Here is a 25355-nt window from a genome sequence, read left to right on the forward strand (position 1 = left end):
TCAGGCTTTTGGCGTGTAGAAAGGGTTGCTGATGTGATTGACCACATCCGCCAGTTGCGCGGTTTCCGGCTTGCCGGTCAGGGCGGCGCGGATCGCAGTTCGGCAGGCGTTGTAGTTATTCAGGTACACCGAATCCAGGTCATCACAGGCCGGGTTGACCCAGTTGGCGGTGACGATGGCCCACTCGTCTTCTGCTTCCGGCGGCAAGGTGCCGTCCAGCAGGGCCTCCAACACAGCCTTGGCAATCCCGGCCTGGGACGCGCCCCAGGTGGCGTTGCCGTGCAGGTCGCTGCTGATCGCGGCCTTGTTGACGTAGAGCGTCATCGGCTTGACCGGAATGTTCGGTTGGGCGATCACCATAAACGGGCAATGCCCCTGGCTCGGCGACGCCAGGCTGTTGGCAAACGCCTGTCCCGCCGGACCTTTACGCGGACCTATCAGGATGTTGATGTGCGCGGCGTTCACGCCTGGTCCTTCGAAACCTTCACCGATGTACAGGTCGAGTTCTTTCATGAGTCATTACTCTTTTTGGATTTGTTTTGGGTGATCAGGAGCGCACGCGGATCTTGAAGATCGCGTGGCAAACATCAGGGTATGAAGAGCGCAACACGAGGCTGGCGAGGACGCGGCAGTGGGGCTTAGTCATGATTGCAAACGCTCTTTTTGTTATTGATGAGCTGTGTTTGCGATTTTTTAACATCGGGAGCCGGAGGGGCTGTAACCATTAAAAGTAATGGGGATATGAGTTCTCCTCATACCCAATAAAATCCCGCGCGGTACTGTAAGACAAATTGTTCGCCGACCAGTCCTGCTTGGTAGAACGCGTCCCCGCCTTGGAATGGATTGTTCATGATGGCTACGACCTGCGCAGTCTGATTCCCGGCAGCTAAGCGATCCCGATGCAACCCAAGCCTGACCACTCAGGCACGCCAGAAGACTTAAGCGACCTGAGGTTAAGCTGCCAGCAGTTTTTTATACGCAAAAGATTGGTCTCAGACTCCTCAGTAGCGTCAGGAGAGGACGAAAAGGAGCGTGGGCTGCAGAAAAGGCTAAGCAGGCTAGTAAGAAATCCCGGATCACGATTTCGCATTTATCGTGTGCGCCTGGGGGCAAAATTGGGGGCATATTTCAATTCAGTCGGCCTTCAATCGCTTCGCTAGAGCCTAGTCAAAATGTTCTTTGGCGACCCTGAAAGTCTTTGAAAGGGTTGCCAACGGCCAATTTCTGAATGACCGCTGTATGTCGCTACCCTGCCCCTCGCAACACCGCAATATCTCGTTTGGGCGGTATTCCAAACAGACGACTGTATTCACGGCTGAACTGCGACGGACTTTCGTAGCCGACCCTGAAAGCCGCGCTGGATACATCCTGATGCTCGTTGAGCATTAAACGCCTCGCCTCGTTTAGCCGTAGCCATTTCTGGTACTGCAACGGGCTCATCGCGGTGAGCTGGCGGAGATGGTGGTGGAAGGTCGGCGTGCTCATCTGCACCCGGGCGGCAAGGTCGTCAACGCGAAGGGCCGAGGTGTAATTCAACTCCAGCCAATCGATGGCTTTGACCCGCGTCGGCGCACCGGCATCGCGTTTGACTCGAGCGGCTATCGAGCGACCTTCGAGTTGAGCGCCGCGTTGCTGGGAGTGGCGGCTGTTCTTGCCTTCCTGGCTGCACGCGCAATCTCGCGGGAGCCTGTTACATCGGTAGACATCGCTTGAAAAAAACCACAAGACACGCCAAGGCGTTTCTTGTGGTTCCGGTGGGGCATTCGTTCGCAGGCTGGCGACTTTGACTTCCAATTAGCATCTGCGTAGCCAGAAGAACGATCATGCCTTCTCGATTTCTTTCAGGTGCGCATAGCTATCAACAAATCGCTTAAATTTGTGTTTGCCACACGTGTACGCTTCATACTTCGCAGGCAAAGTCTCACTCACGCAGGTTGACACAGGCTCAACAACCGCATCGAAATCCAAATCAATAAAGAACGGTATGGAATAACGTTCCAGGCCGCTAGTATTTATGACGCGATGCATTGTCGATGTGTAGCGATCATTGGTTAGGGTTTGAACTAAATCACCAATATTGACGATAAACGTGCCTTCAACCGGTGGCGCAGTAACCCACTCCCCTGCACGATTCCTGACTTGCAACCCGCCAACTGCATCTTGGGACAGGACGGTCAAGAAACCGTAGTCCGTGTGAGCCCCAATACCAATCTCCTCTTGGGAAACCCTACCAATCTGGGGCGGGTAACGTAAAATTCGCTGAATAGTGATGGGCTTACGCTGAAGATTTTCAAAGTAATCTTGCGGCAAACCTAAACTCAGCGCGATCCCGCCGATGAGCGTTCTCGCGAGCGCCAATACAGCGCAATGATAAGCGTCGGCAACCGTCTCGAATTGTGGCAGTGCGGAAGGCATTTGATTAGGGCCAAAAAATGGAGAAACCTCATCGTAATGAGCTCCGTAATCAAAGCACTCTTTAAAGTCGCGGGTGTTAGCAGGGTCTACGTTTTCCGCATACATCGGTATATAGCCGCGTAGCGTCAGCCCGGAGTTTACGACATTAAGTTCGTTTTTCTCCTCATATGGAAGTTTAAAAAACTCCTTGGAAAGCGCGTACATATCATCTATCAACTGCTGCTCAACGCCATGATTTTTAATATAGAAAAAACCAACTTTTTCGCAGGCATCACCTATTTTGCTTGCCACCTGCAGTAGATTATTACCGTTGACAAGTGGCGACACATCTATGATTGGAATTTCAGTAAAAGCTGTTTGCTTGCTAGCTAAACGAATATCAGATAACGCTGTCACGTAGGCTCTCCTTTTAAAAATTACATTAAGGCAGCGGATTCAGAAAGACGGCGAAGCCCTCTTCAACCTCACTGCGCAACACTATTCAGATTCAAAAGACAACAGGGCACGCGTTTCCCCATCCAGTTTTATACCTAGCGTTGTCACCGACATATTTCACCCATTCGATGCAACCGGCCCCCTTCACTCACCGTCAAGGACACCAAACTGCAAAATAGTTACAGGAAAGCGCAGTCGTTACTGGCCCGCCGTAGTTGCAGCGGTTGTGCCGTAAAACATGGCTGCAAAGCGGGGCTTGTTGGCTTCGTAGTATTCTGCAACTACCTGGTCTGCCGAGCTATCACGCGCAGTAGCCATCAATTTTTCAAGGTCAGCTTTAGGAATTTTGAAGTTGGCGAAGAATCGAGCAACATCGGGGTGCTCCGCGCTAAAGCCTTTGCGTGCAACCGCGTGGATTTGCTCAGCGCCACCGAAAATTTGCTTCGGATCATCCAGATAACGCAGTGACCACTTGGAGAACATCCAATGCGGGCTCCATGCGTTGATCAAAGACCACTTGTCACGCTTCAGATTACGGTCCAACTCGCTCAACATTCCGGATTCTGAAGAAGCGACCATCTTATAGCCATCGAGACGATATTCTTTGATGGCCTTTTCCGTAAGTTTGTACTGACCATTACCCACTTCGGAAGTCAGGATCTTGCCGCCGAGCTTTTCCCTTACCTCTGGTTTGTTAAGGTCTTCGACACTGGCGACTTCACTGGCAGGAATGGAAGTAGGCACCGCCATGCCAATCCGACCTTCATACAGCACACCCAAGTCTTCGAGATTGTCGCGGTATTTGTCATAAAAGGACTTGTGAGTGCTCGGCAGCCAAACCATCGGAATCAGGTCGATATTACCGTTAGCCAGCGCCTGGAACTGAATACCGATATCGGCCAACACCAATTTAACCGGTTGCTTCAGATGGTCTCGCAGTGCCGTGTCTGCCAGCTTTACAGCGATTTCCGTATCCGACCAATTCACCCAGCCGATACGGATAGGCGCGGGCTCCTCGGCTTGGGCAATCAGGCTGCCGGATGCCATAACCAAGCCTGCAAGCCAGCCGATACAAGTTTTACTGGATAACGTAATCATGTGCATCTCCGCGTCCTGTATTTCTCACATCGTTATGTAATGGAATGATCAGCTCACTCTCAATGCTTTTTCGAGACCGCAACGAGCACTTTCATAGTCCCCTCGCATTCATGGATCGGTGCCTGGGATGACCGGCCCGATCACCCCTGTTTCGAATGGATGTTAATCCTGGTTTTTCCACCGCGCAAGAAAAATGTACACCTGTGTCTCAATCATTGACACACATGAACATTCGACATACCGTTATGTCAAACCAAGCCCGATGTTCTATTCCCGGAGCGCAACACCATGTCCAGCGATCCCCTGCTGCAGCCCTATAAGATCAAGCACCTGACTCTCAAAAACCGGATCATGACCACCTCCCATGAGCCCGCGTATCCTGTCGACGGCATGCCGAAGGATCTGTACCGCGCTTATCACGTTGAACGCGCGAAGGCCGGCGTGGCGCTGACCATGACCGCAGGCTCCGCCGCTGTTTCCCGCGACAGCCCGCCGGTGTTCAACAACGTGCTGGCGTATAAGGATGAGGTGGTCAAATGGATGAAGGATCTGACCGACGAATGCCACGAACACGGCGCGGCGGTGATGATTCAGTTGACCCACCTGGGAAGGCGCACGCGCTGGGACAAGGCTGACTGGCTGCCGGTCGTATCGCCTTCTCATCGCCGTGAAGCGTCCCACCGGGCCTTTCCGAAAAAGATGGAAGACTGGGACATCGATCGAATCATCAAGGACTACGTGGATGCCGCCGAACGCATGAAGGCGGCGGGCCTCGATGGTCTGGAGTTGCAGGCTTACGGTCACCTCATGGATCAGTTCTGGTCGCCATTGACCAACGACCTCGACGGCCCGTACGGCGGCTCGCTGGAAAACCGACTGCGCTTCACCTTTGACGTCCTGCGCGGTATCCGCCAACGCTGCGGCGAAGACTTCCTGCTCGGGGTCCGCTACACCGGCGATGAAGACCTGCCCGGTGGCTTCGGTGCGAAGGACGGCATGCAGATTTCTCACATGCTCAAGGACAGCGGCCTGGTCGACTTCCTCAACGTCGTTCGCGGGCACATTGATACCGATGCCGGCCTGACCGATGTGATTCCGATCCAGGGCATGCGCAACTCTCCGCACCTGGATTTCGCCGGCGAGATCCGTGCGGCGACGGGTTTCCCGACGTTCCACGCAGCCAAGATTCCCGACGTCGCAACCGCCCGACACGCCATTGCCTCCGGCAAGGTAGACATGATCGGCATGACCCGCGCGCACATGACCGATCCGCACATCGTGCGCAAGATCATCGAAAAGCGCGAAGAAGAAATTCGCCCCTGCGTAGGGGCCAACTATTGCCTGGACCGTATTTATCAGGGCGGTGCCGCGTATTGCATCCACAACGCCGCCACCGGGCGTGAAACCACCATGCCCCACGAAATTCCCAAGGCGCCGACCAAGCGCAACGTGGTGGTGATCGGGACCGGCCCCGCGGGTCTGGAGGCAGCGCGGGTCGCCGGTGAACGTGGCCACGACGTCACGGTGTTCGAAGTCGCCGACCAGCCCGGCGGGCAGATTCGATTGACTGCTCTGAGCGAGCGTCGCCGCGAGATGATCGGCATCATCGACTGGCGCATGGTGCAATGCGAACGCCTCGGTGTGAAGTTCCACTTCAACACCTGGGCCGAGGCCGAGACGGTGCTGGCTGAAGAGCCGGATGTGGTGATCGTTGCCACGGGTGGCTTGCCCCATACCGAGGTGCTCAAACAGGGCAACGATTTGGTGGTGTCGACCTGGGACATCATTTCCGGCGACGTCAAGCCCGGCCAGAACGTGCTGATCTTTGACGACGCGGGCGACCATGCGGCGCTACAAGCAGCGGAGGTCATCGCCAACAGCGGTGCAAAACTGGAGATCGTCACGCCTGACCGGTCGTTTTCGCCGGAGGTGATGGCGATGAACCTGGTGCCTTACATGCGCAGCCTGCAGGACCTGAACGTCACCTTTACCGTCACGTATCGGGTCGATTCCGTAGAGAAGCGCGACGGCCAACTGGTTGCCCATTTCGGCAGCGATTACGGTCAGGTGCACAAACAGCGCGTAGTCGATCAGGTGGTGATCAACCACGGCACCCTGCCCCTGGACGATCTGTACTTCGAGCTGCGCCCGCATTCGAGCAACAACGGCGCGGTCGAACAGCACAACCTGATCGCCGGGAAAACCCAGAACATCGTGACCAACCCTGACGGCCGTTTCCAGCTATTCCGGATCGGCGACGCGGTGTCGGCGCGCAATACCCACGCGGCCATCTACGATGCGCTGCGGCTGGTCAAGGACATCTGAAGTCATGCCCCTGATCCTGGATCAGGGGCAATTTTTCATATTCGACACGAGGCTCTTCCATGTCAGCACAGACCTTGAAATCAAGGGCTGCGGTCGCGTTCGCTCCCAATGAACCTCTGCAGTTGGTCACCATTGACGTTGCGCCTCCCAAGGCTGGCGAAGTACGGGTTCGCATCGTCGCCACTGGCGTCTGCCACACCGACGCCTTCACCCTTTCGGGCAGCGATCCCGAAGGTATTTTCCCTACCGTGCTGGGGCACGAAGGCGGTGGTGTGGTCGAAGCCATCGGCGAAGGCGTGACTTCGCTGCACGTCGGCGACCATGTGATTCCGCTCTATACCGCGGAATGTCGGCAGTGCAAATTCTGCCTCTCTGGGAAGACCAACCTCTGCCAGGCCGTCAGGGCGACCCAGGGCAAAGGCCTGATGCCCGACGGCACCTCTCGTTTTTCCTACGAAGGCAAGCCACTGTTCCACTACATGGGTTGCTCGACTTTTTCCGAATACACCGTGCTGCCTGAAATTTCCCTGGCGAAGATTCCAAAGGAGGCTCCGCTGGATCAGGTTTGCCTGCTCGGCTGCGGGGTGACTACGGGCATTGGCGCCGTACTCAACACCGCCAAGGTGGAGGCTGGCGCTAGCGTCGCGATTTTTGGGCTGGGCGGTATCGGTCTCGCCGCGATCATCGGCGCAAAAATGGCCAACGCCGGTCGCATCATCGCCATCGACATCAATCCAGCCAAGCGCGATGTTGCCTTGTCATTGGGCGCGACGGACTTCATCAACCCCAAGGACTATGGCAAGCCTATCCAGGACGTCATCGTCGAACTCACCGACGGCGGCGTCGATTACTCGTTCGAGTGCGTCGGCAATGTGCAGTTGATGCGAGCGGCACTGGAGTGCTGTCACAAGGGTTGGGGCGAGTCGATCATCATCGGTGTTGCCGGCGCAGGCCAGGAAATCAGCACGCGCCCCCTCCAGCTCGTCACTGGTCGCGTATGGCGTGGCAGCGCTTTCGGCGGCGTAAAAGGCCGCACGGAGCTTCCCAGTTATGTGGAGAAGGCCGGCCGCGGGGAAATCCCACTGGAAACCTTCATCACCCACAACATGCCCCTGGAAGCGATCAACGAGGCATTTGAGTTGATGCACACCGGGCAAAGCGTTCGCACCGTCATTCATTTCTGATATCCGACGGGCCTCCGATTCGTCGACAGTCCAATCACCACCAACAGAAAGGAAACAAAGATGTCTGTTTTTACTCATGTAACCGTCGGCACCAAAGATCTGCAAAAAGCACGCGCATTCTATGATGTTGTTTTGAAGGAGATTGGCCTGAACCGCGTTGCCGATCTCGACGAGACCGGGTCTATCTGGGGCATCGATAAGCCTTCGTTCTTCGTACTCAAACCGGCTAACGGAAATCCGGCCACCGTCGGCAACGGTGTCACCGTCAGTTTCGAAGCACCGAACCGCGCTGCAATCCATGCCTTCCATACAGCTGCATTGGCAAACGGTGGCGTTTGCGAAGGCCTGCCAGGCTCACGCGGCTGGGCTGAAAATGCCTACGCTGCCTACGCCCGGGATCTGGACGGCAACAAGCTGGCCGTTTACTGCTTCAAGGCAGAGTAAACGACACTTACCGGAGCCCCTGTGAAGGGGCTTCGGTTTATCAGGCTTCAAGCCCTCTGCGGGCAACGGCAGCACCGGCTTGCAACGCCCTGCCAATTTGCTCTTCGAAATGACCCAGCGTCATCGTTTGCAAAGCCGCAGCCGTCACTCCGCGGTAGGCAACCAAGGCATCGATCATCTGTTGAGCATCGTGGCTGGCCAACAGCTGGCTGCTGTTTACAACGACATTTTTAGCGGCGAGCTGCGCAATATCAGTGGGTATGCCGGCAACCATCGCCTGATTGGCCAGCGCCGTCATCAATAACGCAGGAAAGGCCGGGCCGGTACCCGAGAGTGCCGAGAGGTAATCGATGAAATCCTCTTGCTGAACCTCAGCAGCGGTGCCCACACATTCGAAAAGATGCTGCACGAGATCCTTCGTCGCGGCCTCTACCTCTGCGAAGCAATACCAAGGTGTAAAAGACTGCCCGATCTCTACCGCCGCGTTGGGCATCGCCCGCACGACCGCCGAAGCCGAGGTCTGCGCAGCAATCGCCTGCGCTGTAATCCCGGCCATCAGAGAAATGACTGTTTTGCCCGTCGCGTTGATGTTCAGGCTGGCGAAATGCTCGGGGCGAACCGCGATGATGACTACGTCGCAGCGATCCACCAGGTCCTGGTTATCAGTGACCAGACAAGCGCCTTGTTGCGCCAACGGATGGCTACCCGAACGGTTCGAGATGACCAGATTGCCCGTCGGCACCAATGCCTTTGCCAGCACTGCCTTGGCGATCGCTGCGCCCAACCACCCCGTTCCTCCAATAATGCCCAGCGTCTCATTGAGCATCTGCAGACGTCTCCTCGAAGGTATCGGTCAAGGGCACGAAAACCCCGGGCTCTTTTTCGGCGTAGCCGAATTTCCCGTAAAAACGATCCAGCTCGCGCTGTTTGGGTACTTTCCCGGTGAAGATGCTCACGTAATGAGGAATGCGTTGGAAACGTACAGTGATCAACTCAGTCGTGTTCATGGTGATGTAGCCGATCTGGGTCAAATAAATCGTTCTGGCTCGCGCATCAGCACCCTGGTTGTCATAGCCGAAGCGCTTGAACATGCTCGCCAGGGCATTCATGCGCTGCTCGTCTACGGTAGCGACCTCTTGAGCAACTTCAGCTGACTGAAGCGCCCAGCTGCGCACTGCGAACTCGAATTGCGAGTCGAACAGTTGCAGGTTGAGCCAGCACTCGAACACATTCAGGATCGCTTCGGAGATGCTTTCCGCATAGCTTTCGCTTTGGCGGATCAAGCCCCCCGTATTGGTCTCCCGCCAGCGTGAAAGCAAGGCGGCGAGCAACTGTTCACGATCCTCAAAAAACCAGTAGAAGCTGGTTCGCGACAAGCCCAGGCGCTTGGCCAGCGGCATGACCCGAACGGCATCGATGCCCGACTCCTTCAGGGCTTCGTAGGCAGCTTCAAGCCAACCCTCCGGGGAGCCGCGCCAACCTGCATCCTGGGCCTTACCACGTGCCTTCCCTAACTGGGACATCGCGCTTACCTTCTTCAAAAAATGCGTAACGCGAATGTACCCCGATGCCTCCCTGAATGTACACCTGAGTACATTTTATTGACTTCGCAGTCTGAGGCATGCCTGTTTTTCCACACGTTTCACAGGAATGCGCGCTAGCCACATTGGGATCATTGGAGATTCCCATCCAGAGACATGAAGCACGGTGCACAAAGAAAACAAACTTCTGTTGGGCTGTCTTGGGCGCGATTCTATTCTCGAGTCGGTAATTTCTGATAACGCCTGGTTATCTTTGGCCCAGTAAAAAAGTTGCTGGACGCTGCGATCCATTGAAATTAAATAATGGCTGCGCCAAAAACTTACCAGGTAGGTTGCCCGATGAAATTCAATAATAAAGTGGTGGTCATTACCGGCGCTGCCGGCGGTGTCGGACAGGCGTTAGCGTTATTGTTCGCCCGAGAAGGTGCAAAGCTTGTTTTGTCTGATCTTGACGAAACCGGTTGCAAATCAATTTCCGCCAAAGTCCGTGACTTAGGCGCCGAAGTGCACTACGTGGCTGGCGACCTGCGCCGAAAAGAATATTGCGAAGCGATTGTCCAATCTGCCATCGACACTTTTTCGGGGATCGATATCGTACTGAACAATGCGGGCATCATTCCCCGCGGCACGATTGAGGAAACCACTGACGACATGTGGTTCGACGCCATGGGCGTAAACCTGAATGCGGTGTTCTTCATCTGCCGTGCCGCGATACCGCACATGAAAAATCGCCCCGGCGCCGCGATCGTCAATACATCATCTGTCTGGGGCATTTATCCCGGCCCCGCCCACGTGGCGTATTGCACAAGCAAAGGGGCCGTCGCGGCTTTAACCAAGAATCTGGGCCGCGATTGCGCCCCTTTGGGCATTCGTGTCAACGCCGTGTGCCCGCACGAAATCAATACCCCGATGATACGCAGCGGCTTTGAGCGTCGCGGCCTGGATCCGGACAAGGCCGTGCAAGAGTGAACAAGAGCGTGCCATTAGGCCGTATCGCCGAGCCTGAAGACATTGCGGATGTCATCGCATTTCTGGCGTCCGACGAGGCCAGGTACATCGCCGGTGAAACGGTCGAAGTCACAGGCGCCAAGCCGGTATCCGGCTAAGGAGAGGTAGCGATGCTTAAAGGTAAAAATGTAGTGGTGACCGGGGGCGGCAGAGGGATTGGCCGAGGCATCACCGAACAATTGCTTGAGGCGGGAGCTTCTGTGTTGATCGCTCAGCGCCAGGCACTGGATGCCGACTTGCAAAATCACCCTCAAGTCTATTTCGTCGAGGCTGATCTCGCTTCGATGGAGTCCCCCGGTTTGATCGCGCAAATAGCCCGGGAGCAGCTCGGCGGAGTCGATGTCCTGGTGAATAATGCGGGGTTCATGTTCGAGAAATCCATTGAGGATATGACCGAACAGGACTGGGATCGCATGATGGCTGTCAATCTGCGGGCGCCAGCGTTCTTGTGCAAGGCGTTGGTGCCCCAGATGCGTCAGCGAGGCGGTGGCAGCATCATCAACATCGGGTCGATCGAAGGGATAGGCTCCAACCCTGAACATGCCGCGTACTGTGCCTCCAAGGCCGGTATCCATGGGCTGACCCGAGCCTTGGCAGTCGATCTCGGCCGGGACGGCATCCGCTGCAATGCCATTGCGCCAGGGTGGATCAATTCCGAGTTGAGTGATGCGTACCTCGCCGCTCAAGCTGATCCGCGTGCGGCGGGCCAGGCACTCCTGCGCCTTCACCCGGTCGGACGTACCGGGTTGCCGGCGGATGTAGGCGGGACGGTCGTTTTCCTCGCCTCGGAGTCATCGGCCTTCATTACCGGGCAGGTGCTGGTGGTAGATGGGGGGCGCACAGCGAAACTGCCACTGCCGTTTTGATTGAATCAGCCTGACTTGCGACGGAGGGAGTCACTTACTCTCCTCCGCTGCAAAATTTCGCGGCGGGCACGCATTGATTACTTGGGCGCTTTGTTCTCTATCAAGCAGTTGCCACCGTCGATCACCAGCAACTCGCCGGTAATGTAACTGGACTCAGGTGACGCCAGGAACGTAACGGCAGCAGCCACTTCCTCCGGGCGACCTGCCCTGCCAACCGGGACATACTTCGCTGCATTCTCTTCCTCTGGAGTGCTTGACCCTGTGGCGATCCAGCCCGGCGCGACCGAGTTCACAGTGATTCCATAGCGCGCGACCTCAAGGGCCAGGCTCATGTTCATACCTACCATCCCAGCTTTGGCCGCAGCATAAGCCGCCTCTCCTGGATGACCTGCCCGAGTGCCAGTCGTGGAGCTGACATTGACGATTCGGCCGTAGTGTCTGTTGCGCATCCCCGGCAAAATTCCACGGGTCAACAGAAAGGCGGTTGTCAGATTTCGAGCAATCGAAAGATTCCAGCTATCGACACTCATCTCCGCCAGATCGGCAAAAGGCTCCGGATGACCCTGGGCGGCCATGCCGGCATTGTTCACAAGAATATCGATTCGTCCCCATACCGATTCTGCCCAAGTGGTAAGTTCAAGGACTTGATTCTCTTCACTCAAGTCCGCCGCACGCCCTTGCGCTTCAAATCCTGCGGCACGTAACTCCTCAACCCGATCATGAATGCGAGCGCTGCTGCCTGTGATTATCAACTTAACGCCCAGGCTGCCCAGTCGCTTCGCAATCGCAATGCCAATGCCTCGCTCACTACCGGCTCCGCTGACAAGCGCTACCTGACCAGTCCAGTCCGCAATCATCGCGCTTGCTCCTATCGTCCGGGGTTAGCCCCTGAATCCATGGAAACTGAGGGGAAAGAGATACTCAACATACAACTCACACCTGGCGCTGCAGGTGGATATCCGGGGATACGGGCGCTGATCCTGTTGGTAAGTACTGCATCCTCATAGAAGATCCAGGCTGAATCATAGACGCATTAGGCACGGAGGGATGCACACCTCCAGCAAGCATCGGAACCGACGATAGGCGATTGTTCGGAGCATGGCTGGAAACAGGCGGTGATTGGGTGCTGAATGCCCTCGCAGAGTGCTGATACCAGGCGTAGGATCGATACGATGACTGCTAATCACGCGTGGTTGGAAGGTAACTTCCAACCGATCTGCATTCACGCGCAAACGCAAGACATTTACCGCCGCACTGTAAGGCCGCGCGCCCCTTCGCAGTACAAGGGCCGTGTTCTCACAACAACAAAAGCGAGGTGAAAGCATGTCTGGTAATCGTGGTGTCGTGTATCTCGGCGCAGGCAAGGTCGAGGTGCAGACCATCCCCTATCCGAAAATGGAAGACCCGCGCGGCAAGCGCATCGACCACGGCGTAATCCTGCGCGTGGTTTCGACCAATATCTGCGGCTCCGACCAGCATATGGTGCGTGGCCGGACCACGGCCCAGGTCGGGCTGGTGCTTGGCCATGAGATCACCGGCGAGGTGATCGAGAGGGGCCGTGACGTGGAAAACGTGCAGATCGGTGACCTGGTCTCGGTGCCGTTCAACGTTGCCTGCGGCCGTTGTCGCAGTTGCAAGGAACAGCACACCGGCGTCTGCCTGACGGTCAACCCGGCGCGCCCCGGCGGTGCCTATGGCTATGTGGATATGGGCGACTGGGTTGGTGGCCAGGCCGAATACGTGCTGGTGCCGTATGCCGACTTCAACTTGCTGAAGCTGCCCGACCGCGACAAGGCCATGGAGAAAATCCGCGACCTGACCTGCCTCTCCGATATCCTGCCGACCGGCTACCACGGCGCGGTCACCGCCGGTGTCGGCCCTGGCAGCACGGTGTATATCGCCGGTGCCGGTCCGGTCGGACTGGCTGCCGCCGCCTCTGCCCGTCTGCTTGGTGCGGCGGTGGTGATCGTCGGCGACGTCAATCCGCTGCGTCTGGCGCATGCCAAGGCCCAAGGCTTCGAGATCGCCGACCTGACCCAGGACACTCCGCTGTACGAGCAAATCGCTAACCTGCTCGGTGAGCCGGAAGTCGATTGTGCGGTCGATGCGGTCGGCTTCGAAGCCCGTGGCCACGGCCATGACGGCGCGCAGCACGAGGCCCCGGCCGATGTGCTCAACGCGCTGATGGGCGTGGTGCGGGTCGCCGGCAATATCGGTATCCCCGGTCTGTATGTCACCGAAGACCCGGGCGCGGTCAACAAAGCCGCCAAGCATGGCAGCCTGAACATCCGTTTCGGCCTCGGCTGGGCCAAGTCCCACAGCTTCCACACCGGCCAGACCCCGACGATGAAGTACAACCGTCAGCTGATGCAGGCGATCATGTGGGACCGGATCAACATTGCCGAGGTCGTCGGCGTGCAGGTAATCAGCCTGGACGACGCGCCGCGCGGTTACCACGAGTTCGATGCCGGGGTGCCGAAAAAATTCGTCATGGATCCGCACAAGCTGTTTAGCGCCGCCTAAGGAGCAGGTTGGGAAAAGGGCAGCTTTGAGCTGCCCTTTTTTATGGCCTTGCTCATCCAGGAAACCAACCAGACATTGATTACTTCATACATTCAGGTACGTTCACACCTTTGCTTTAATCGCATACAGCCCCCCGATAATCACCAACGCTGCGCCGACAACCACCCAGGTATCAGGGCGCTCGGCAAAAACGATTACACCAACCAAAGTGGCGAACACCAGAAGCGCATAGTTGAAAGGCTGCAGGGTAGAAGCGGTCGCGTACTTCAGTGCTTGAATGAGGAGAATCTGAGCGACTACTCCCGTCAATGACAGGATCCCCATCAAGAAGCCCTGGACCGGAGTCGGAGAAACCCAGGCGGGCAGCCCCACAAATGTGATCGTCAGGGCACCCACACTTGCCATAAAAAGCATGTTCGTCGCAAAGGAATCGTGCTGGCTAATCCGGCGCGTCAGCACATTGAAGAATGCGAACCCTAAAGCAGACAGCAAGGGAATCACGGCCGCGAGTTCAAAGACGCCCGCGCCTGGTCGCAGGATGATCAGTGTGCCGGTGAACCCTATGGCAGCAGCGATCCAACGTCGTAGCCCGACAAACTCTCCTAGCAGGCCCCCCGCCAATGCCAAAGTCATCAGAGGGAATACCGCATAGAGAGCGTGCATTTCAGCCAAACCTAAATATCGTAACCCGACTGCAAACAGTACTATTTCACCAACGGCTAACAGGGCTCGAATGATTTGGAGCCAAGGGTGTTTACTGCATAAAGACTCCTTGACCCTACCTTGGTAGGCGGCATATCCGAAGGCAAAAACGACAAACACCCAGTAACGCACCATGACCAGTTGGGCAACCGGGAAGTCTTTGACAAGCACCTTGGTTATTCCGTCCTGGCTCGCAAAGATAAGCATTGAAAGCAGGCATAGGAAAATCCCGAGTTGAGGCCTTGCGACCCCAGGACTAGCGGCAACGGTGGGCGTCGTTAAGTACGCCGTGTTTTTTGTTTGATCGCTCTTCAATCGCACCTCGGTCATGCCCCTCCTCCTTAAAATTTCAGCAACTCCGGTTTGGAGCGTTACAGCAGCCCGCAGTCGCGGTTAAAGACCACCAGTCACTGAGGATTGATCACGCGTTCTTTACTTCACCAACCGCGTTTCTCTCGAAGGCCGGTAACCAAAATACGAGCTGTAGCATTTGCTGAAATGGCTCGGTGAAACAAAGCCGCATGCGACCAGCACATCAACCTGAGACAGCTCTGTGTGCTGAAGCAAGCGCCGTGCTTCGGTAATGCGCAATTCCAGGTAATACCGTTGCGGCGTGGTACCCAGTTGCTCTTTGAACAAGCGCTCTATTTGTCGACGGGAACGTCCGGCATATACCGCCAGTTGGTCCATTTGCAACGGTTCTTCCAGGTTGGCGTCCATCAGTTTGACCACCTCTTTGAGGGGGGCGCTCAACGAGATGTTCTGTGTCGGTTTGATACGCCGATACCGCGACTCTTCGAAAGACAGAATGTCTTCGATGCCCTCGACAAGCGCCTTGCCATGCAGCCCTTTGATCCATTCGAGAGCCATATGATAAGCACCCGCCGGACTCGAAGCCGTGAGCCGGTCTCGATCCATGACAAATGCTTCACTGGTGACATGCGTGACTTTGGAAATTTCTGCGAGCGCAGGTCGGTGCTCGGGATGAATCGCACAACGATACCCTTCAAGCAAACCTGACACGCCCAAAAACCACGCCCCATTCCACAGCCCGGCCAGGGTGATACCCAGTTCCGATGCCGTTTTGAGAATGCTGATCAGCTCGTGATTGACTTTGAGTTCGGTGCGATAGCCGCCGCAGATGACCAGCAAATTAAGGTCTTTGAGTGCTGCGACGTCCAAACGCGCATCAGGTCGAATGACCAGGCCAAGGTCGCTGGTGACCTCTCCATCCTGCACCCCGAAGGTTCGTGAAGAGAACAACGTAGGCCGCAAAAGGTTGGCAGTGACAATCGTATCGAGCGCTTGCGTAAATGCAGGCAACGAGAAGTGTTCGAGCAGTAAAAATCCTGCCCGGGCATGAACCGTCGGCTCGCTCCGAGTCTCTTCCAGATAGCGCAGGTTTTTACCTTTCATACACCCGCTGAAATCTCGTCGTTCGATCACTTTACGCCTCGCTTTTTTTACACTAGCAAATGCAGTCTTTGTGCAAACCAAGGTTGAATCTGCGTCTGCGAAGAATCAACCGCTGACGCCGTGACCAAACTGTTTTATGCGAGCTGGAACCCGTGAGCCAGAGGGTCTTTATCATCGACGAAAATGGTGTTGTGACCTATCACCTCAGCCCAGCCGCTGACACTTGGCTTCATTGCGTCGAAGGTTCCGACTTTTACCGACGCCTCAACCTTTCCTTCGTAGATCGTACCAATCAGACTTTCAAGTCGGTAAATGTCGCCGACATTCAGCCGCCCCTTTGCGAAGAGCTGAGCCATCCGGGCCGAGGTACCGGTACCTCCGGGAGAACGATCAATAGCTTTATCACCGTAGAATACTGCACAGCGGCCATGCACGGTTCTACTGTGTGGTTTGTCACACCAGATAATGTGGTGAACACCACTGATTCTGCTGTTCTCAGGATGCACAGGGTCACAAATGACCGAGAGCGCTGCACGCAGCTTCTGGCTCAACCCCACGATGTCAGCCGTCGTCTGCCCTTCGAATCCAGTCCAGCACTCCTGTGGTTCGACCACCGCATAGAAATTCCCGCCGTAGGCGATGTCCACCGTAAACGTACCAATACCCGGTACTTCCACCACCACATCGGCGCTGTGCAGGTAGCTGGCTACGTTGAACAAGCGAATCGACTCAACAAATTCGCCGCCCATGGTGTATTCGACATCGACCCGTCCCGCCGGTGTTTCAATCGCCAGTTTTCCCGGCTCACGAGGTGTCACCAAGCCCTCTTCAATGACCACGGTCGATAATCCGATGGTGCCCGCTCCACACATCGGCAGGCAGCCGCTGACTTCGATAAACAACGCACCGAAGTCGCAGTCGTCACGTACCGATGGATAGATGATGACGCCGGACATGATGTCGTGCCCCCGGGGCTCGAACATCAACGCGGTGCGCACCCAGTCATGATCACGCACAAAAATATCGCGCCGCTGCGCCATTGAAACCGACGGCATCAGCGGCGCTCCGCCCGCTACGACCCGAACCGGATTTCCGCAGGCATGTGAGTCAATGCAAAAAAAACTACGTCTCATGCTGAAGCCCTTTCAAAGAAATTTGTTGGGGGAATGACGCTGCAACGCACCGCGTGACAGTCGATCCAACAGCAGAGCAATAGCGACAATGGCCAGTCCCGCTCGAAGGCCCAAGCCCATCTCCATTCTGGAGAGGCCTCGGGTTACTTCAGCCCCCAGACCGCCCGCCCCCACCAGACCAGCCAGCACCACCATCGCCAAGGACATGAGGATGCATTGGTTCAGGCCTACCAACAGCGTGGGTGCGGCTGTCGGCAGTTCAATTTTGAACAGAATGTCTTTAGGTGAAGCACCGGACGCCTGGCCCAACTCAAGGAGATCCTTGGGCAGCTGCTTGAAGGCCAGGGTTGTCAATCTGAGCATCGGCGGGATGCCATAAACAATCGTTGCGATGATCGCGGGCACGCGCCCCAAGCTGAACAGCATCACGGCGGGGATCAGGTAAACCCAAGGCGGCACCGTCTGCATGATGTTCAGAATCGGCAGCATTGCTTCATCGACACGCTTCACCCGGGCCGCCAGAACACCTAGCGGAAAAGCGATGGCAACGGAGATCAGGACCGACACGCTAACGAGCGCGATCGTCTGGATGGACGCGACCCAAAGGCCAGCGAACAAACAGAAAGCCAACATCACCGCAGCGAAAACAGCGACTCGCTTATTGGCAAAAAAGAAGGCCGCGACAACGACAATTCCGATGAATAAATACGGATGGGGAGCAAGCAGCGTTCCCTCCACTGCGCCGAGTACCCCCTCAACGACCTGACTGATCCCTTTGAACAAGCCATGTAAATTCGTGTTCAGCCAATCAACGGCAGGAGCCAGGTAATCGCCTGGAGAAAATTGAATGTGCGTTGTCATTGGGAAGCCCTCACCCGCGCCTGTGCAGCACTCTGCGCCAGACGATCCAGGATCATGGTCAGGATAACGATAGCGATGGCCGCATTGATCGACTTGGCGATATCCAACGTACGGATGGAACCGTAAATCGCCTCGCCCAAACCGCCCGAACCCACAATACCGGCGATGACGACCATACCGAACGCCATCATCAGGCTTTGGTTGACACCGGCCATGATGCTGGGCATGGCGAATGGTAAGCGGATCTTGAAAAACATCTGCATTCCAGTCACGCCGCTGGCATCTCCCAACTCGATGAACTCCTTGGGTGTCATGCGAATACCCAGGGAGGTCAGTCGTAGCGCAGGGGGAAGCGCGACGATAAAAGTCGCCAACAGCGCCGTGGCGGGGCCGTAGCCGAGCAGTGCAATGGCCGGTAGCAGGTAGATGTAGGGCGGCATCGTTTGGATCAAATCCAGACAAGGATCAACCACACGATCAAAGGCCGGCGCCAGACCGGCAATGACCCCCAGCGGAATGGCGACAACCAGTGCCAGGACAGTCGCTGTGAGCACCAGGGCAAGCGTGCTGACTGTCTCTGGCCACAAGCCGATGACGTCGCAAAACAACAAGGCCAAACCTGCGAGAGTCGCAAAGCGAACGCCAGCCACACGCCAGCCAATCAACGCCATGACAATCGCTACGGCGTAGTGCGGTGGATAGGCGATACACCACAGCACGCCTTCGTAAATGCCCTTCAGCACCGCATTGACGGCATCGAACACGAACTCGCCATTATCCGAAAGCCATTCCAGTCCTGCATCAATGGAGGTATCAAACTGACTGGAAAAATCCGGCGTGCTCATGCGGACGCCTCCATCGCATTGGCAGTTGCTACGGACGCAGACTCGTTGGGAATACCTTGAACGCCACGCAGCAGATCACGGGGCGTAATGATCCCCACCACTGTTCCGTTATCGACGACGGCAAGCGCGTCGCGCACGGACTTCATCGTCAAACCGATGAGTTCGTCGATATCGGCGTCAAGCGAGGTTTTGGTGAGCCTGGAAATGTCGCAAGTCGGATGTGCTGCCTTGTAGGCCTGGAAAGACGTCATGACCGAGTGAGCCTTGACCAGATGCAATCGGGAAATGCCGGCGACGAATTCCGCCACGTAGTCGTCAGCCGGGTTGAGCACGATTTCCTCGGCGGTGCCAACCTGAATGATGGCGCCATCTTTCATGATCGCAATGCGGTCACCGATGCGGATGGCCTCGTCCAGGTCGTGTGTAATAAACACCGCGGACTTGCCCAACTCCTTGGTCAGCTGGCGGAACTCATCCTGCAACTGTCGGCGAATCAGCGGATCAAGCGCGCTGAACGGCTCATCCATCAAAATCACTTCTGGGTCAGCTGTGAGTGCACGCGCCAGTCCGACCCGTTGCTGCATGCCCCCGGACAGCTCGCTTGGATAGCGTGAAGTCCACTCGCTCAATCCAACCTTCGCCAGCGCCAGCTCGGCCACTTTGTAACGCTCGGCCTTGCCAACACCCTGCACTTCCAGGCCAAACGCGGTGTTCTCAAGAACCGTACGGTTAGGCAGCAAGGCAACGCTTTGAAAGACCATACCGATATGCCGCGCCCTCACCTCTCGCAACTGTGCGGGTGACAAGGATGAAACGTCCTTGCCTTTGACCAGCACCTTCCCCGAGCTCGGGGTGATCAGCTTGTTCAGCAACCTTATAAGGGTGGATTTGCCACTGCCGGACAAACCCATGATGCAAAAGATTTCCCCCCGGCGAACCTGGAGACTGACATCGGAAACCCCGACCACACAGCCATGGTTTTGCAGGATCTGGGTCTTTGAAAGACCCTGCTGGACAACAGCATCCATGGCTGCCGGTGCATTTTTACCGAAGATTTTCCAAACCGACTGGCAATCTACCAGCACTTCGTCAGTATTAATTGTGGCCATCGTCATTTCGCAATCCATCGAACCAGTTGTTTGCTGGCTTCTCTAATTAATCAAAGGGCGGCAGTGGCAAACAAACAAAACTCAATAGTTCTTGATATTTCCCCAACGATTTACAAGATCTGTATGGCTATCTATCCAGCCCTTGATAGCCTCGTCCATGGTCTTGCCATCCTTGACTTCAGCATTCATTGCGGTGATGTCCGTGATGGGCACATAAACACTGGCCATCAGTTCGCGCGCACGCGGATTGGCTTCAGCGAAGCCTTTGTGCCCGATCCAGTAATAACCCTGCAATGGCGGGAAGACCCCTTTTGGATCTTTCAAGAATTTGAGATCAAATTTCTTGGTCATCCAGGAAGGATCCCAGACGGTTACCGCCACCCATTCTTTTCGATCGACTGCCGACTTTAAAGCCGCGGTCATTGCCGAAGTACTGCCTTCGACCAGCTTGAGCTTGATGTCGTACGCTTTGACCACGTTGTTCGCGTCACTCATCAAACCCGAACCAGGCTCGATGCCAATGATTCTGTTCCCCAGTTTGTCCGCGTTTGCGTTCAGCTGTTCAATGGAGTCGATGTCTACGTAACTGGGTACTGCCATGCCCTGATAAAGACCAAAGGAGACCGGTGACAGCTTCTCGATTTTGTTCTTGTTCTTTTTCCAATAATCGGCGGCGGCGTAATCAATCTGGGATGCCAACACCTGAATATCCCCTTTGCTGAGTGCAGCGTAGGCGATACCCCACTCGGAAAACTCCACGACTTTTACGGTATACCCAGCGTTCTCAAGTACCTTCTTGGTAATACCGGTAATGGGCACCAAATCCTCCCAGGACATGGTCCCCATTACTATGTTTTTTTCTTCAGCGTGTGCCTGCAAACTCATCATGCCCACCAACGCGAGCGCGCAGAATGCCTTCCAGATATTTCTCATGGATTATTCCGTTCTTATTAGTGACTTGTTAAACGGCCTTTATAGGAAAAGCCGACAACTTAACTTATTAACCTTCTCGCCCGGCCCAAAACTCATGCCAACGAATAACCGAACTGACGCCCAGCTTCGTTATTATCTTGGGGGGTAACCTGCTGGGTCCTGGTGCGTGACTGAAACTGTCCAGAAAATCAGAACGTGTACCCGAAGCCAACTCCGCCGCCATTACACCTGCCAGGGTGCTCTTGACCGTTCCCAACCCATTTTCGCAGCAAGCCGAATACAGGTTTTCTTCGATCTCGCCAAATGCAGCGGCGCTATTACGACTCAAACACAGACGACCGGCCCAACTGAACTCCAACGCAGTGGATTTCAATTCGGGAAAGCGTGCATCCAGGGAATGTCGCTGTTCTTTGGCAACCGCAGCTACACGCTCTGGGGTGACCTGGATACTCGGGTCATAGGTGAATTTTGTCCGGATGACGATACGTGAGAGACCGTCTGTAGAGATTTTACGAACAGTCGCTCCCATTGGATCAGCCGGCAATAAGGCCCACCTGGCTTTTCCTGGTACATCTTTCCTGAATTCATCATCACTGTACGCTGCCGTCATGGAGGCGTAAGTGAAGACGTGCAGCAGGCGTCCTTGAAAATGGCCAAAGTCTTCAATGTGGCCGTTGACCGCCAGAATAACCTTGGGTGCGCGCACCACCCCGTTATGAGACCGAGCAGTCCAGCTGGTACCTTGCCTGGACAACTCAATGATTGGAGAGCGCTCATAAAGAGTGATTTCCCCTTCGAGCCCCGCTGCCAGGTCTCTGATGTATTGCGCAGGCTGAATCAACACTGCGCCGGGGGTATAGATCCCACCTTGGTAATAGGTTGACCCAGTGATTTCACGCATCTGCGCTGCATCAAACATCTCGAACTTTTCGCCAATGCGCTCAAGTGATTTGGCGTAATTGACGTTCAGCTTCAAGCCCCGCTCAGTGGCGGCCGCGTTGATCTTCCCTGAAGGATCGAAGGTGTCTGCAGACATGCCGTACTCGCGTGCGGCTTGCGCAGCAAAATCAATCGCGAAACGATTTTGCGTGATTTCCAGAGCCGTTGCAGACTCACTGGCAACGGAGTACTCCCCGGACGACAGACTGTGCGGCACATCGATCATGAAGCCAGAGTTTCTGCCTGCTGGCCCCTTGGCGACTTCATGAGCATCGACCACAACAATGCTGTCACCCGGGTGTAACTGTGAAAGTCTGCGAGCAGCGGACAGGCCGGCAAAACCGGCGCCGATAATCAGCCAATCCGCCGTCACGTTTCCATCAAGCATGCGGACAGGCGCAGTGCGTGCGGAAATCGCCTCCCAACCTGAAACCCCGGTGTCTACCGGCAGGCGCTTGATGGTATGGGTGCTCATTTTTCGGTCTCTTCATCCGACCGATCAGACACATCGATCCAGATGGTTTTGATTTCGGTGTACTGGTCGTGGGCAAAAATGGATTTGTCCCGGCCACCGAACCCTGATTCCTTGTAGCCGCCGAAAGGCGTCGACGCATCGCCCTCACCAAAGCAGTTCACAGTGACAATGCCGGCGCGGATTTCTCGCGACAACTTGATCGCCCGACGCAGACTGCCGGTATAAACCGAGGCCGCCAGGCCGTATACCGTGTCATTGGCCAGGGCAATGGCTTCAGAGATCGTATTGAAGGTGGTCACCGAAAGAATCGGGCCGAAGATCTCTTCCTGGAACAGCCGGTTGTCTCGACCGACACCGTCAATCACGGTTGGCTCTACGAAGGCACCGTCTTTGGTCGCACCACCGTAAACAACTTCAAGCTTTGCGGCGGTGGCGTGCTCAAGGTACGACTTCACTTTTGCGAAATGCTCTGGGCTGACCAGCGACCCTACGCGGTTTTGCGGATCAAGTGGGTCACCCATCTTCCATTCGCGGATGTAGGCGCCCATGCGCTCCAGCAGCTCGTCTTTAACAGACGCGTGGACGATCAGGCGCGAGGTCGCGGAGCAGTTTTCGCCCATGTTCCAGAACGCGCCGTTGACGACATGCTCGGCCACACGATCCAAGTCTTCGGCATCATCCATCACTACCGCCGGATTTTTCCCGCCGCATTCGAGCACAATGCGTTTCAGGTTCGAATCGGCTGCGTAATGCAGGAAACGGCGGCCGGTCGCAGTGGAGCCGGTGAAGCTCACCATGTCGACGTCGTTATGCAAGCCAATCGGCTCGCCGACCTCTTTGCCCGTGCCGGTGACAATGTTGAGGACACCGGCGGGTAAACCGGCTTCAAACGCCAGCTGAGCGACACGTAACGTGGTCAGCGACGTTTGTTCGGCAGGTTTGACGATGACCGAGCATCCTGCGGCGAGCGCCGGGCCGATTTTCCAGGCCAGCATCAGCAGCGGGAAGTTCCAGGGCAACACGCAGCCCACCACGCCGATCGGCTCCCGAACGACCATGGTCAGCGCGTCGCTGCCCACCGGGGCGGTGTTGTCATAAATCTTGTCGATCAGTTCCGCGTGCCAACGCAGGGTGTGGATGGTGTCCGGCACATCGACCAGCTGACACTCACTAACAGGCTTGCCGCTATCGAGGCTTTCGAGGACGGCCAGTTCGTGTTGATGGCTTTCAAGCAGGCTCGCAAACTTCAACAGAACAGCTTTACGCTCCCTGGGGGGAATCGATCTCCAGCGTCCATCCTCGAAGGCCTCTTTGGCGTTACTCACCGCAAAGTCGACATCCTCGGACGAACAGGCAGCGACGTCTGTCAAAAACTCACCCGTTGCCGGGTTGTTCGTGGCGAAGGTTTTGCCAGAGATCGCGGGCTTGAACGCGCCATTGATGAACGCGTTGGATGGCAGCGAAATGTCTTTAGCCAGAGCGGCATATTCGGCCTTGCTCAGAAGATCACCCATGGCAGGCTCCCGAAGTAATGTTGGCTACGTTGCGTTTAAGTTCGGTAATGACCGACGCGAAACTCTGCTTTTCGTCCGCTTCAAGTGGCTGCAATGGCAGGCGCACGTTACCGACTTTCAATCCGGCAACTTCGCAGCCGTACTTGATCGACTGCACGAACTTGCCACCGTCCAGGGCATTCATCAGCGGCATCATTGCCGACATGATTTGACGGCCTTTGTCGAAGTTCTTTTCGATCACGCAGGCTTCATAAAGCGCAACGTGTTCCTTGGGCAGGAAGTTGGAACCTGCGCACACCCAACTGCGGGCGCCCCAGGCAAAAAACTCGAGGGCCTGGTCGTCCCATCCACAGGACAAGGCAATGTTGGGAAACTGCCGGGCCAGCATATGCACCTGGCCCATGTCGCCGGAACTTTCCTTGATGGCGACGACGTTTTTCGATTGACTGACACGCGTGAAATATTCTTCATCCATCGAAACGCACATGCGCCCCGGATAGTTGTAAAGCATGATCGGCAAGTCCGCTGCGCGATCGATCGTGAGCGCGTGAATCGCGTTTTCCTGTGAGGTTGGCAGCGCGTAAGGCGGGGACGTAACGAGAATGGCGTCCGCTTTGATCGATTTGGCATCCTTGGCGTACTGAACCGCATCTTCGGTACGAATCGCCCCGGTACTGACGATCAGTTGCACCCGAGTGCCGATCACATCTTTGGCGTAGGCCGCCAACTCGGTGCGTTCTTCCGAAGTCTGCGCATAATACTCGCCGGTCGACCCGCCGATAATAATGCCGTGCACCTTCGCCTCAATCAGCGATTCCAAAACTTCCGAGTACACATTCCAGTCAATCTCCCCATCAGAGTTATAAGGAGTTACTGCTGGCGTATAAATACCTTCAAATTTCAAGATAAATTCTCCGAATGCGAGTTACGTGGAAGGTCAACGAGCGCGTCAGCCTTGATGCCTTGAGGCGCGATAAACATCTCCATGTTTTCACGGGACAGTTCCCAGTGTTCAAACACGAGATAAACGACGGCGCTTTGGTTAACTGTTGAATCCAGACTGGCATGGGCCAAGAAGGCGGTCAATAGAGTGTATTTCCGGCGTATACATTTCTAGAGGGATGCTTCACTCGTCATTAAAAATACTTTTTTCTTTGTTTTCAATGACTTGAAATTCCCCCATCAGAGCCGCGACGTCAATCGATAACATTTGTTTATGCATTGATAAGAGTAAATGTTTCTTGTTGATGCATCATTGCCGTCGTAGTCTTACAACAGCGATATTCTACCGACGAATTGGCGGCGAAGCTCACTTGTACACTCGTCCCATTAGTTAGGATCCGTTCGCCCGGGCTCGACTAAGGTACTGTAGAAATATTGCTATCGATGCAAACATCGGCATTTAAGAATTGTCTGCATTAGTAAGGACTCAGAAACGAAATGAGTGCACGGATGGCACCACCATCCAAGAAGGCACATTTTTCGTAAGACGCTTCCTGGACGTGGCAAACCGTTCCGGTTCGCGGATAGAAGCAGCACGGTTTGATGGTCTTGCATCCACAGACGGTACTGCGAACTCAAGACCGTTT

The 25355-nt window shown here is 55.7% G+C and carries 23 protein-coding genes and 3 pseudogenes; 8 read left to right on the forward strand and 18 right to left on the reverse strand.

The features are described from left to right. Both fae and AC1D19_RS00245 read right to left on the reverse strand, forming a co-directional pair. Positions 1–513, reverse strand: a complete 513-nt coding sequence (gene fae, locus AC1D19_RS00240; RefSeq protein WP_477761922.1) for a formaldehyde-activating enzyme — start codon at positions 511–513, stop codon at positions 1–3. A gap of 732 nt (positions 514–1245) precedes the next feature. Further along, a pseudogene (locus AC1D19_RS00245) lies at positions 1246–1557 on the reverse strand (helix-turn-helix domain-containing protein); the annotation flags it as partial. A gap of 18 nt (positions 1558–1575) precedes the next feature. Here AC1D19_RS00245 and AC1D19_RS00250 point away from each other — a divergent pair. Next, positions 1576–1713 (forward strand): annotated as a pseudogene (locus tag AC1D19_RS00250) (MFS transporter); the annotation flags it as partial. A gap of 108 nt (positions 1714–1821) precedes the next feature. Here the strand turns inward: AC1D19_RS00250 and AC1D19_RS00255 are convergent. Further along, on the reverse strand, positions 1822–2811 hold the full coding sequence (locus AC1D19_RS00255) for an isopenicillin N synthase family dioxygenase (RefSeq protein ID WP_477761923.1): 990 nt from the start codon (positions 2809–2811) through the stop codon (positions 1822–1824). 237 nt (positions 2812–3048) lie between these two features. Beyond that, entirely contained in the window at positions 3049–3948 is a 900-nt protein-coding gene (locus AC1D19_RS00260; RefSeq protein WP_477761924.1) for a glycine betaine ABC transporter substrate-binding protein, read from the reverse strand. A gap of 288 nt (positions 3949–4236) precedes the next feature. Here AC1D19_RS00260 and AC1D19_RS00265 point away from each other — a divergent pair, with 288 nt between their 5' ends. From AC1D19_RS00265 to AC1D19_RS00275, 3 genes are read left to right on the forward strand one after another with little or no spacing between them, the layout of a single operon-like run. Beyond that, positions 4237–6273 carry an oxidoreductase gene (locus AC1D19_RS00265; protein ID WP_477761925.1) on the forward strand — a complete coding sequence of 679 codons (2037 nt, stop codon included), beginning with the start codon at positions 4237–4239 and terminating at the stop codon, positions 6271–6273. A 59-nt stretch (positions 6274–6332) separates the two neighbouring features. Continuing rightward, positions 6333–7457 carry an S-(hydroxymethyl)glutathione dehydrogenase/class III alcohol dehydrogenase gene (locus AC1D19_RS00270; protein WP_477761926.1) on the forward strand — a complete coding sequence of 375 codons (1125 nt, stop codon included), beginning with the start codon at positions 6333–6335 and terminating at the stop codon, positions 7455–7457. A 60-nt stretch (positions 7458–7517) separates the two neighbouring features. Beyond that, positions 7518–7901, forward strand: coding sequence for a VOC family protein (locus AC1D19_RS00275; RefSeq protein WP_477755221.1), 384 nt, complete (start codon positions 7518–7520; stop codon positions 7899–7901). Between the two features lie 40 nt (positions 7902–7941). On the opposite strand, the gene AC1D19_RS00280 is transcribed toward AC1D19_RS00275, so the two are convergent. Together AC1D19_RS00280 and AC1D19_RS00285 are read right to left on the reverse strand one after the other, a co-directional pair. Then, a complete protein-coding gene (locus tag AC1D19_RS00280; protein ID WP_477761927.1) occupies positions 7942–8727 on the reverse strand; it encodes a pyrroline-5-carboxylate reductase family protein in 786 nt (261 codons plus the stop codon). Then, positions 8717–9424, reverse strand: a complete 708-nt coding sequence (locus AC1D19_RS00285; protein ID WP_477762332.1) for a TetR/AcrR family transcriptional regulator — start codon at positions 9422–9424, stop codon at positions 8717–8719. The genes AC1D19_RS00280 and AC1D19_RS00285 overlap by 11 nt, the downstream gene beginning before the upstream one ends. A gap of 357 nt (positions 9425–9781) precedes the next feature. On the opposite strand from AC1D19_RS00285, the gene AC1D19_RS00290 reads away from it, so the two are divergent. Genes AC1D19_RS00290 through AC1D19_RS00300 form a run of 3 tightly spaced genes read left to right on the forward strand, consistent with a single transcriptional unit; the run spans position 9782 to position 11316 of the window. Then, complete coding sequence (locus AC1D19_RS00290; protein ID WP_477761928.1) at positions 9782–10411, forward strand: SDR family NAD(P)-dependent oxidoreductase; 630 nt, start codon at positions 9782–9784, stop codon at positions 10409–10411. An 8-nt stretch (positions 10412–10419) separates the two neighbouring features. Further along, on the forward strand, positions 10420–10548 hold the full coding sequence (locus AC1D19_RS00295) for an SDR family oxidoreductase (protein ID WP_477761929.1): 129 nt from the start codon (positions 10420–10422) through the stop codon (positions 10546–10548). Positions 10549–10560: 12 nt separating this feature from the next. Next, positions 10561–11316 carry an SDR family NAD(P)-dependent oxidoreductase gene (locus AC1D19_RS00300; RefSeq protein ID WP_477761930.1) on the forward strand — a complete coding sequence of 252 codons (756 nt, stop codon included), beginning with the start codon at positions 10561–10563 and terminating at the stop codon, positions 11314–11316. Between the two features lie 77 nt (positions 11317–11393). Here AC1D19_RS00300 and AC1D19_RS00305 read toward each other — a convergent pair whose 3' ends face one another. Continuing rightward, positions 11394–12173, reverse strand: coding sequence for an SDR family NAD(P)-dependent oxidoreductase (locus AC1D19_RS00305; RefSeq protein ID WP_477761931.1), 780 nt, complete (start codon positions 12171–12173; stop codon positions 11394–11396). A gap of 466 nt (positions 12174–12639) precedes the next feature. Between AC1D19_RS00305 and fdhA the strand changes: the two genes are divergently transcribed. Then, the gene (gene fdhA, locus AC1D19_RS00310; protein ID WP_477755859.1) at positions 12640–13839 is read left to right on the forward strand and encodes a formaldehyde dehydrogenase, glutathione-independent; all 1200 of its coding nucleotides are present in this window, start codon (positions 12640–12642) and stop codon (positions 13837–13839) included. 102 nt (positions 13840–13941) lie between these two features. On the opposite strand, the gene AC1D19_RS00315 is transcribed toward fdhA, so the two are convergent. The 11 genes and pseudogenes from AC1D19_RS00315 to AC1D19_RS00365 form a co-directional block, all read right to left on the reverse strand. Further along, positions 13942–14871 carry a DMT family transporter gene (locus tag AC1D19_RS00315; protein WP_477761932.1) on the reverse strand — a complete coding sequence of 310 codons (930 nt, stop codon included), beginning with the start codon at positions 14869–14871 and terminating at the stop codon, positions 13942–13944. Positions 14872–14973: 102 nt separating this feature from the next. Next, positions 14974–15987 (reverse strand): GlxA family transcriptional regulator, encoded by a 1014-nt coding sequence (locus tag AC1D19_RS00320; RefSeq protein ID WP_477761933.1) that lies wholly within the window; start codon positions 15985–15987, stop codon positions 14974–14976. 104 nt (positions 15988–16091) lie between these two features. Beyond that, on the reverse strand, positions 16092–17090 hold the full coding sequence (locus AC1D19_RS00325) for a 4-hydroxyproline epimerase (RefSeq protein WP_477761934.1): 999 nt from the start codon (positions 17088–17090) through the stop codon (positions 16092–16094). A 12-nt stretch (positions 17091–17102) separates the two neighbouring features. Beyond that, entirely contained in the window at positions 17103–17951 is an 849-nt protein-coding gene (locus tag AC1D19_RS00330) for an ABC transporter permease (RefSeq protein ID WP_477761935.1), read from the reverse strand. Beyond that, a complete protein-coding gene (locus AC1D19_RS00335) occupies positions 17948–18796 on the reverse strand; it encodes an ABC transporter permease (RefSeq protein WP_477761936.1) in 849 nt (282 codons plus the stop codon). The genes AC1D19_RS00330 and AC1D19_RS00335 overlap by 4 nt, the downstream gene beginning before the upstream one ends. Next, positions 18793–19911 (reverse strand): quaternary amine ABC transporter ATP-binding protein, encoded by a 1119-nt coding sequence (locus AC1D19_RS00340; protein WP_477761937.1) that lies wholly within the window; start codon positions 19909–19911, stop codon positions 18793–18795. The genes AC1D19_RS00335 and AC1D19_RS00340 overlap by 4 nt, the downstream gene beginning before the upstream one ends. 75 nt (positions 19912–19986) lie before the next feature. Continuing rightward, positions 19987–20838, reverse strand: coding sequence for a glycine betaine ABC transporter substrate-binding protein (locus AC1D19_RS00345; RefSeq protein ID WP_477756990.1), 852 nt, complete (start codon positions 20836–20838; stop codon positions 19987–19989). A gap of 67 nt (positions 20839–20905) precedes the next feature. Continuing rightward, a complete protein-coding gene (locus AC1D19_RS00350) occupies positions 20906–22252 on the reverse strand; it encodes an NAD(P)/FAD-dependent oxidoreductase (RefSeq protein ID WP_477761938.1) in 1347 nt (448 codons plus the stop codon). Then, positions 22249–23766: an aldehyde dehydrogenase gene (locus AC1D19_RS00355; RefSeq protein WP_477761939.1), complete on the reverse strand. Its 1518-nt coding sequence runs from the start codon at positions 23764–23766 to the stop codon at positions 22249–22251. Before AC1D19_RS00355 ends, AC1D19_RS00350 begins: the two co-directional genes overlap by 4 nt. Then, on the reverse strand, positions 23759–24670 hold the full coding sequence (locus AC1D19_RS00360; RefSeq protein WP_477761940.1) for a dihydrodipicolinate synthase family protein: 912 nt from the start codon (positions 24668–24670) through the stop codon (positions 23759–23761). The genes AC1D19_RS00355 and AC1D19_RS00360 overlap by 8 nt, the downstream gene beginning before the upstream one ends. Next, a pseudogene (locus AC1D19_RS00365) lies at positions 24667–24810 on the reverse strand (GntR family transcriptional regulator); the annotation flags it as partial. The pseudogene AC1D19_RS00365 and the gene AC1D19_RS00360, both read right to left, overlap by 4 nt. Positions 24811–25355: the final 545 nt, after the last annotated feature.

The sequence above is a fragment of the Pseudomonas sp. P1_C12 genome (assembly GCF_056406435.1).

Bases quoted from the DNA above. Each gene is read 5' to 3' on its own strand.
- AC1D19_RS00265 (WP_477761925.1), top strand. From the start codon at position 4,237: ATGTCCAGCGATCCCCTGCTGCAGCCCTATAAGATCAAGCACCTGACT.
- AC1D19_RS00350 (WP_477761938.1), bottom strand. From the start codon at position 22,252: ATGAGCACCCATACCATCAAGCGCCTGCCGGTAGACACCGGGGTTTCA.
- AC1D19_RS00300 (WP_477761930.1), top strand. From the start codon at position 10,561: ATGCTTAAAGGTAAAAATGTAGTGGTGACCGGGGGCGGCAGAGGGATT.
- AC1D19_RS00280 (WP_477761927.1), bottom strand. From the start codon at position 8,727: ATGCTCAATGAGACGCTGGGCATTATTGGAGGAACGGGGTGGTTGGGC.
- AC1D19_RS00330 (WP_477761935.1), bottom strand. From the start codon at position 17,951: ATGACAACGCACATTCAATTTTCTCCAGGCGATTACCTGGCTCCTGCC.
- AC1D19_RS00290 (WP_477761928.1), top strand. From the start codon at position 9,782: ATGAAATTCAATAATAAAGTGGTGGTCATTACCGGCGCTGCCGGCGGT.
- AC1D19_RS00285 (WP_477762332.1), bottom strand. From the start codon at position 9,424: ATGTCCCAGTTAGGGAAGGCACGTGGTAAGGCCCAGGATGCAGGTTGG.
- fae (WP_477761922.1), bottom strand. From the start codon at position 513: ATGAAAGAACTCGACCTGTACATCGGTGAAGGTTTCGAAGGACCAGGC.
- AC1D19_RS00275 (WP_477755221.1), top strand. From the start codon at position 7,518: ATGTCTGTTTTTACTCATGTAACCGTCGGCACCAAAGATCTGCAAAAA.
- AC1D19_RS00345 (WP_477756990.1), bottom strand. From the start codon at position 20,838: ATGAGAAATATCTGGAAGGCATTCTGCGCGCTCGCGTTGGTGGGCATG.
- fdhA (WP_477755859.1), top strand. From the start codon at position 12,640: ATGTCTGGTAATCGTGGTGTCGTGTATCTCGGCGCAGGCAAGGTCGAG.
- AC1D19_RS00355 (WP_477761939.1), bottom strand. From the start codon at position 23,766: ATGGGTGATCTTCTGAGCAAGGCCGAATATGCCGCTCTGGCTAAAGAC.
- AC1D19_RS00335 (WP_477761936.1), bottom strand. From the start codon at position 18,796: ATGAGCACGCCGGATTTTTCCAGTCAGTTTGATACCTCCATTGATGCA.
- AC1D19_RS00325 (WP_477761934.1), bottom strand. From the start codon at position 17,090: ATGAGACGTAGTTTTTTTTGCATTGACTCACATGCCTGCGGAAATCCG.
- AC1D19_RS00260 (WP_477761924.1), bottom strand. From the start codon at position 3,948: ATGATTACGTTATCCAGTAAAACTTGTATCGGCTGGCTTGCAGGCTTG.
- AC1D19_RS00315 (WP_477761932.1), bottom strand. From the start codon at position 14,871: ATGACCGAGGTGCGATTGAAGAGCGATCAAACAAAAAACACGGCGTAC.
- AC1D19_RS00340 (WP_477761937.1), bottom strand. From the start codon at position 19,911: ATGACGATGGCCACAATTAATACTGACGAAGTGCTGGTAGATTGCCAG.
- AC1D19_RS00305 (WP_477761931.1), bottom strand. From the start codon at position 12,173: ATGATTGCGGACTGGACTGGTCAGGTAGCGCTTGTCAGCGGAGCCGGT.
- AC1D19_RS00270 (WP_477761926.1), top strand. From the start codon at position 6,333: ATGTCAGCACAGACCTTGAAATCAAGGGCTGCGGTCGCGTTCGCTCCC.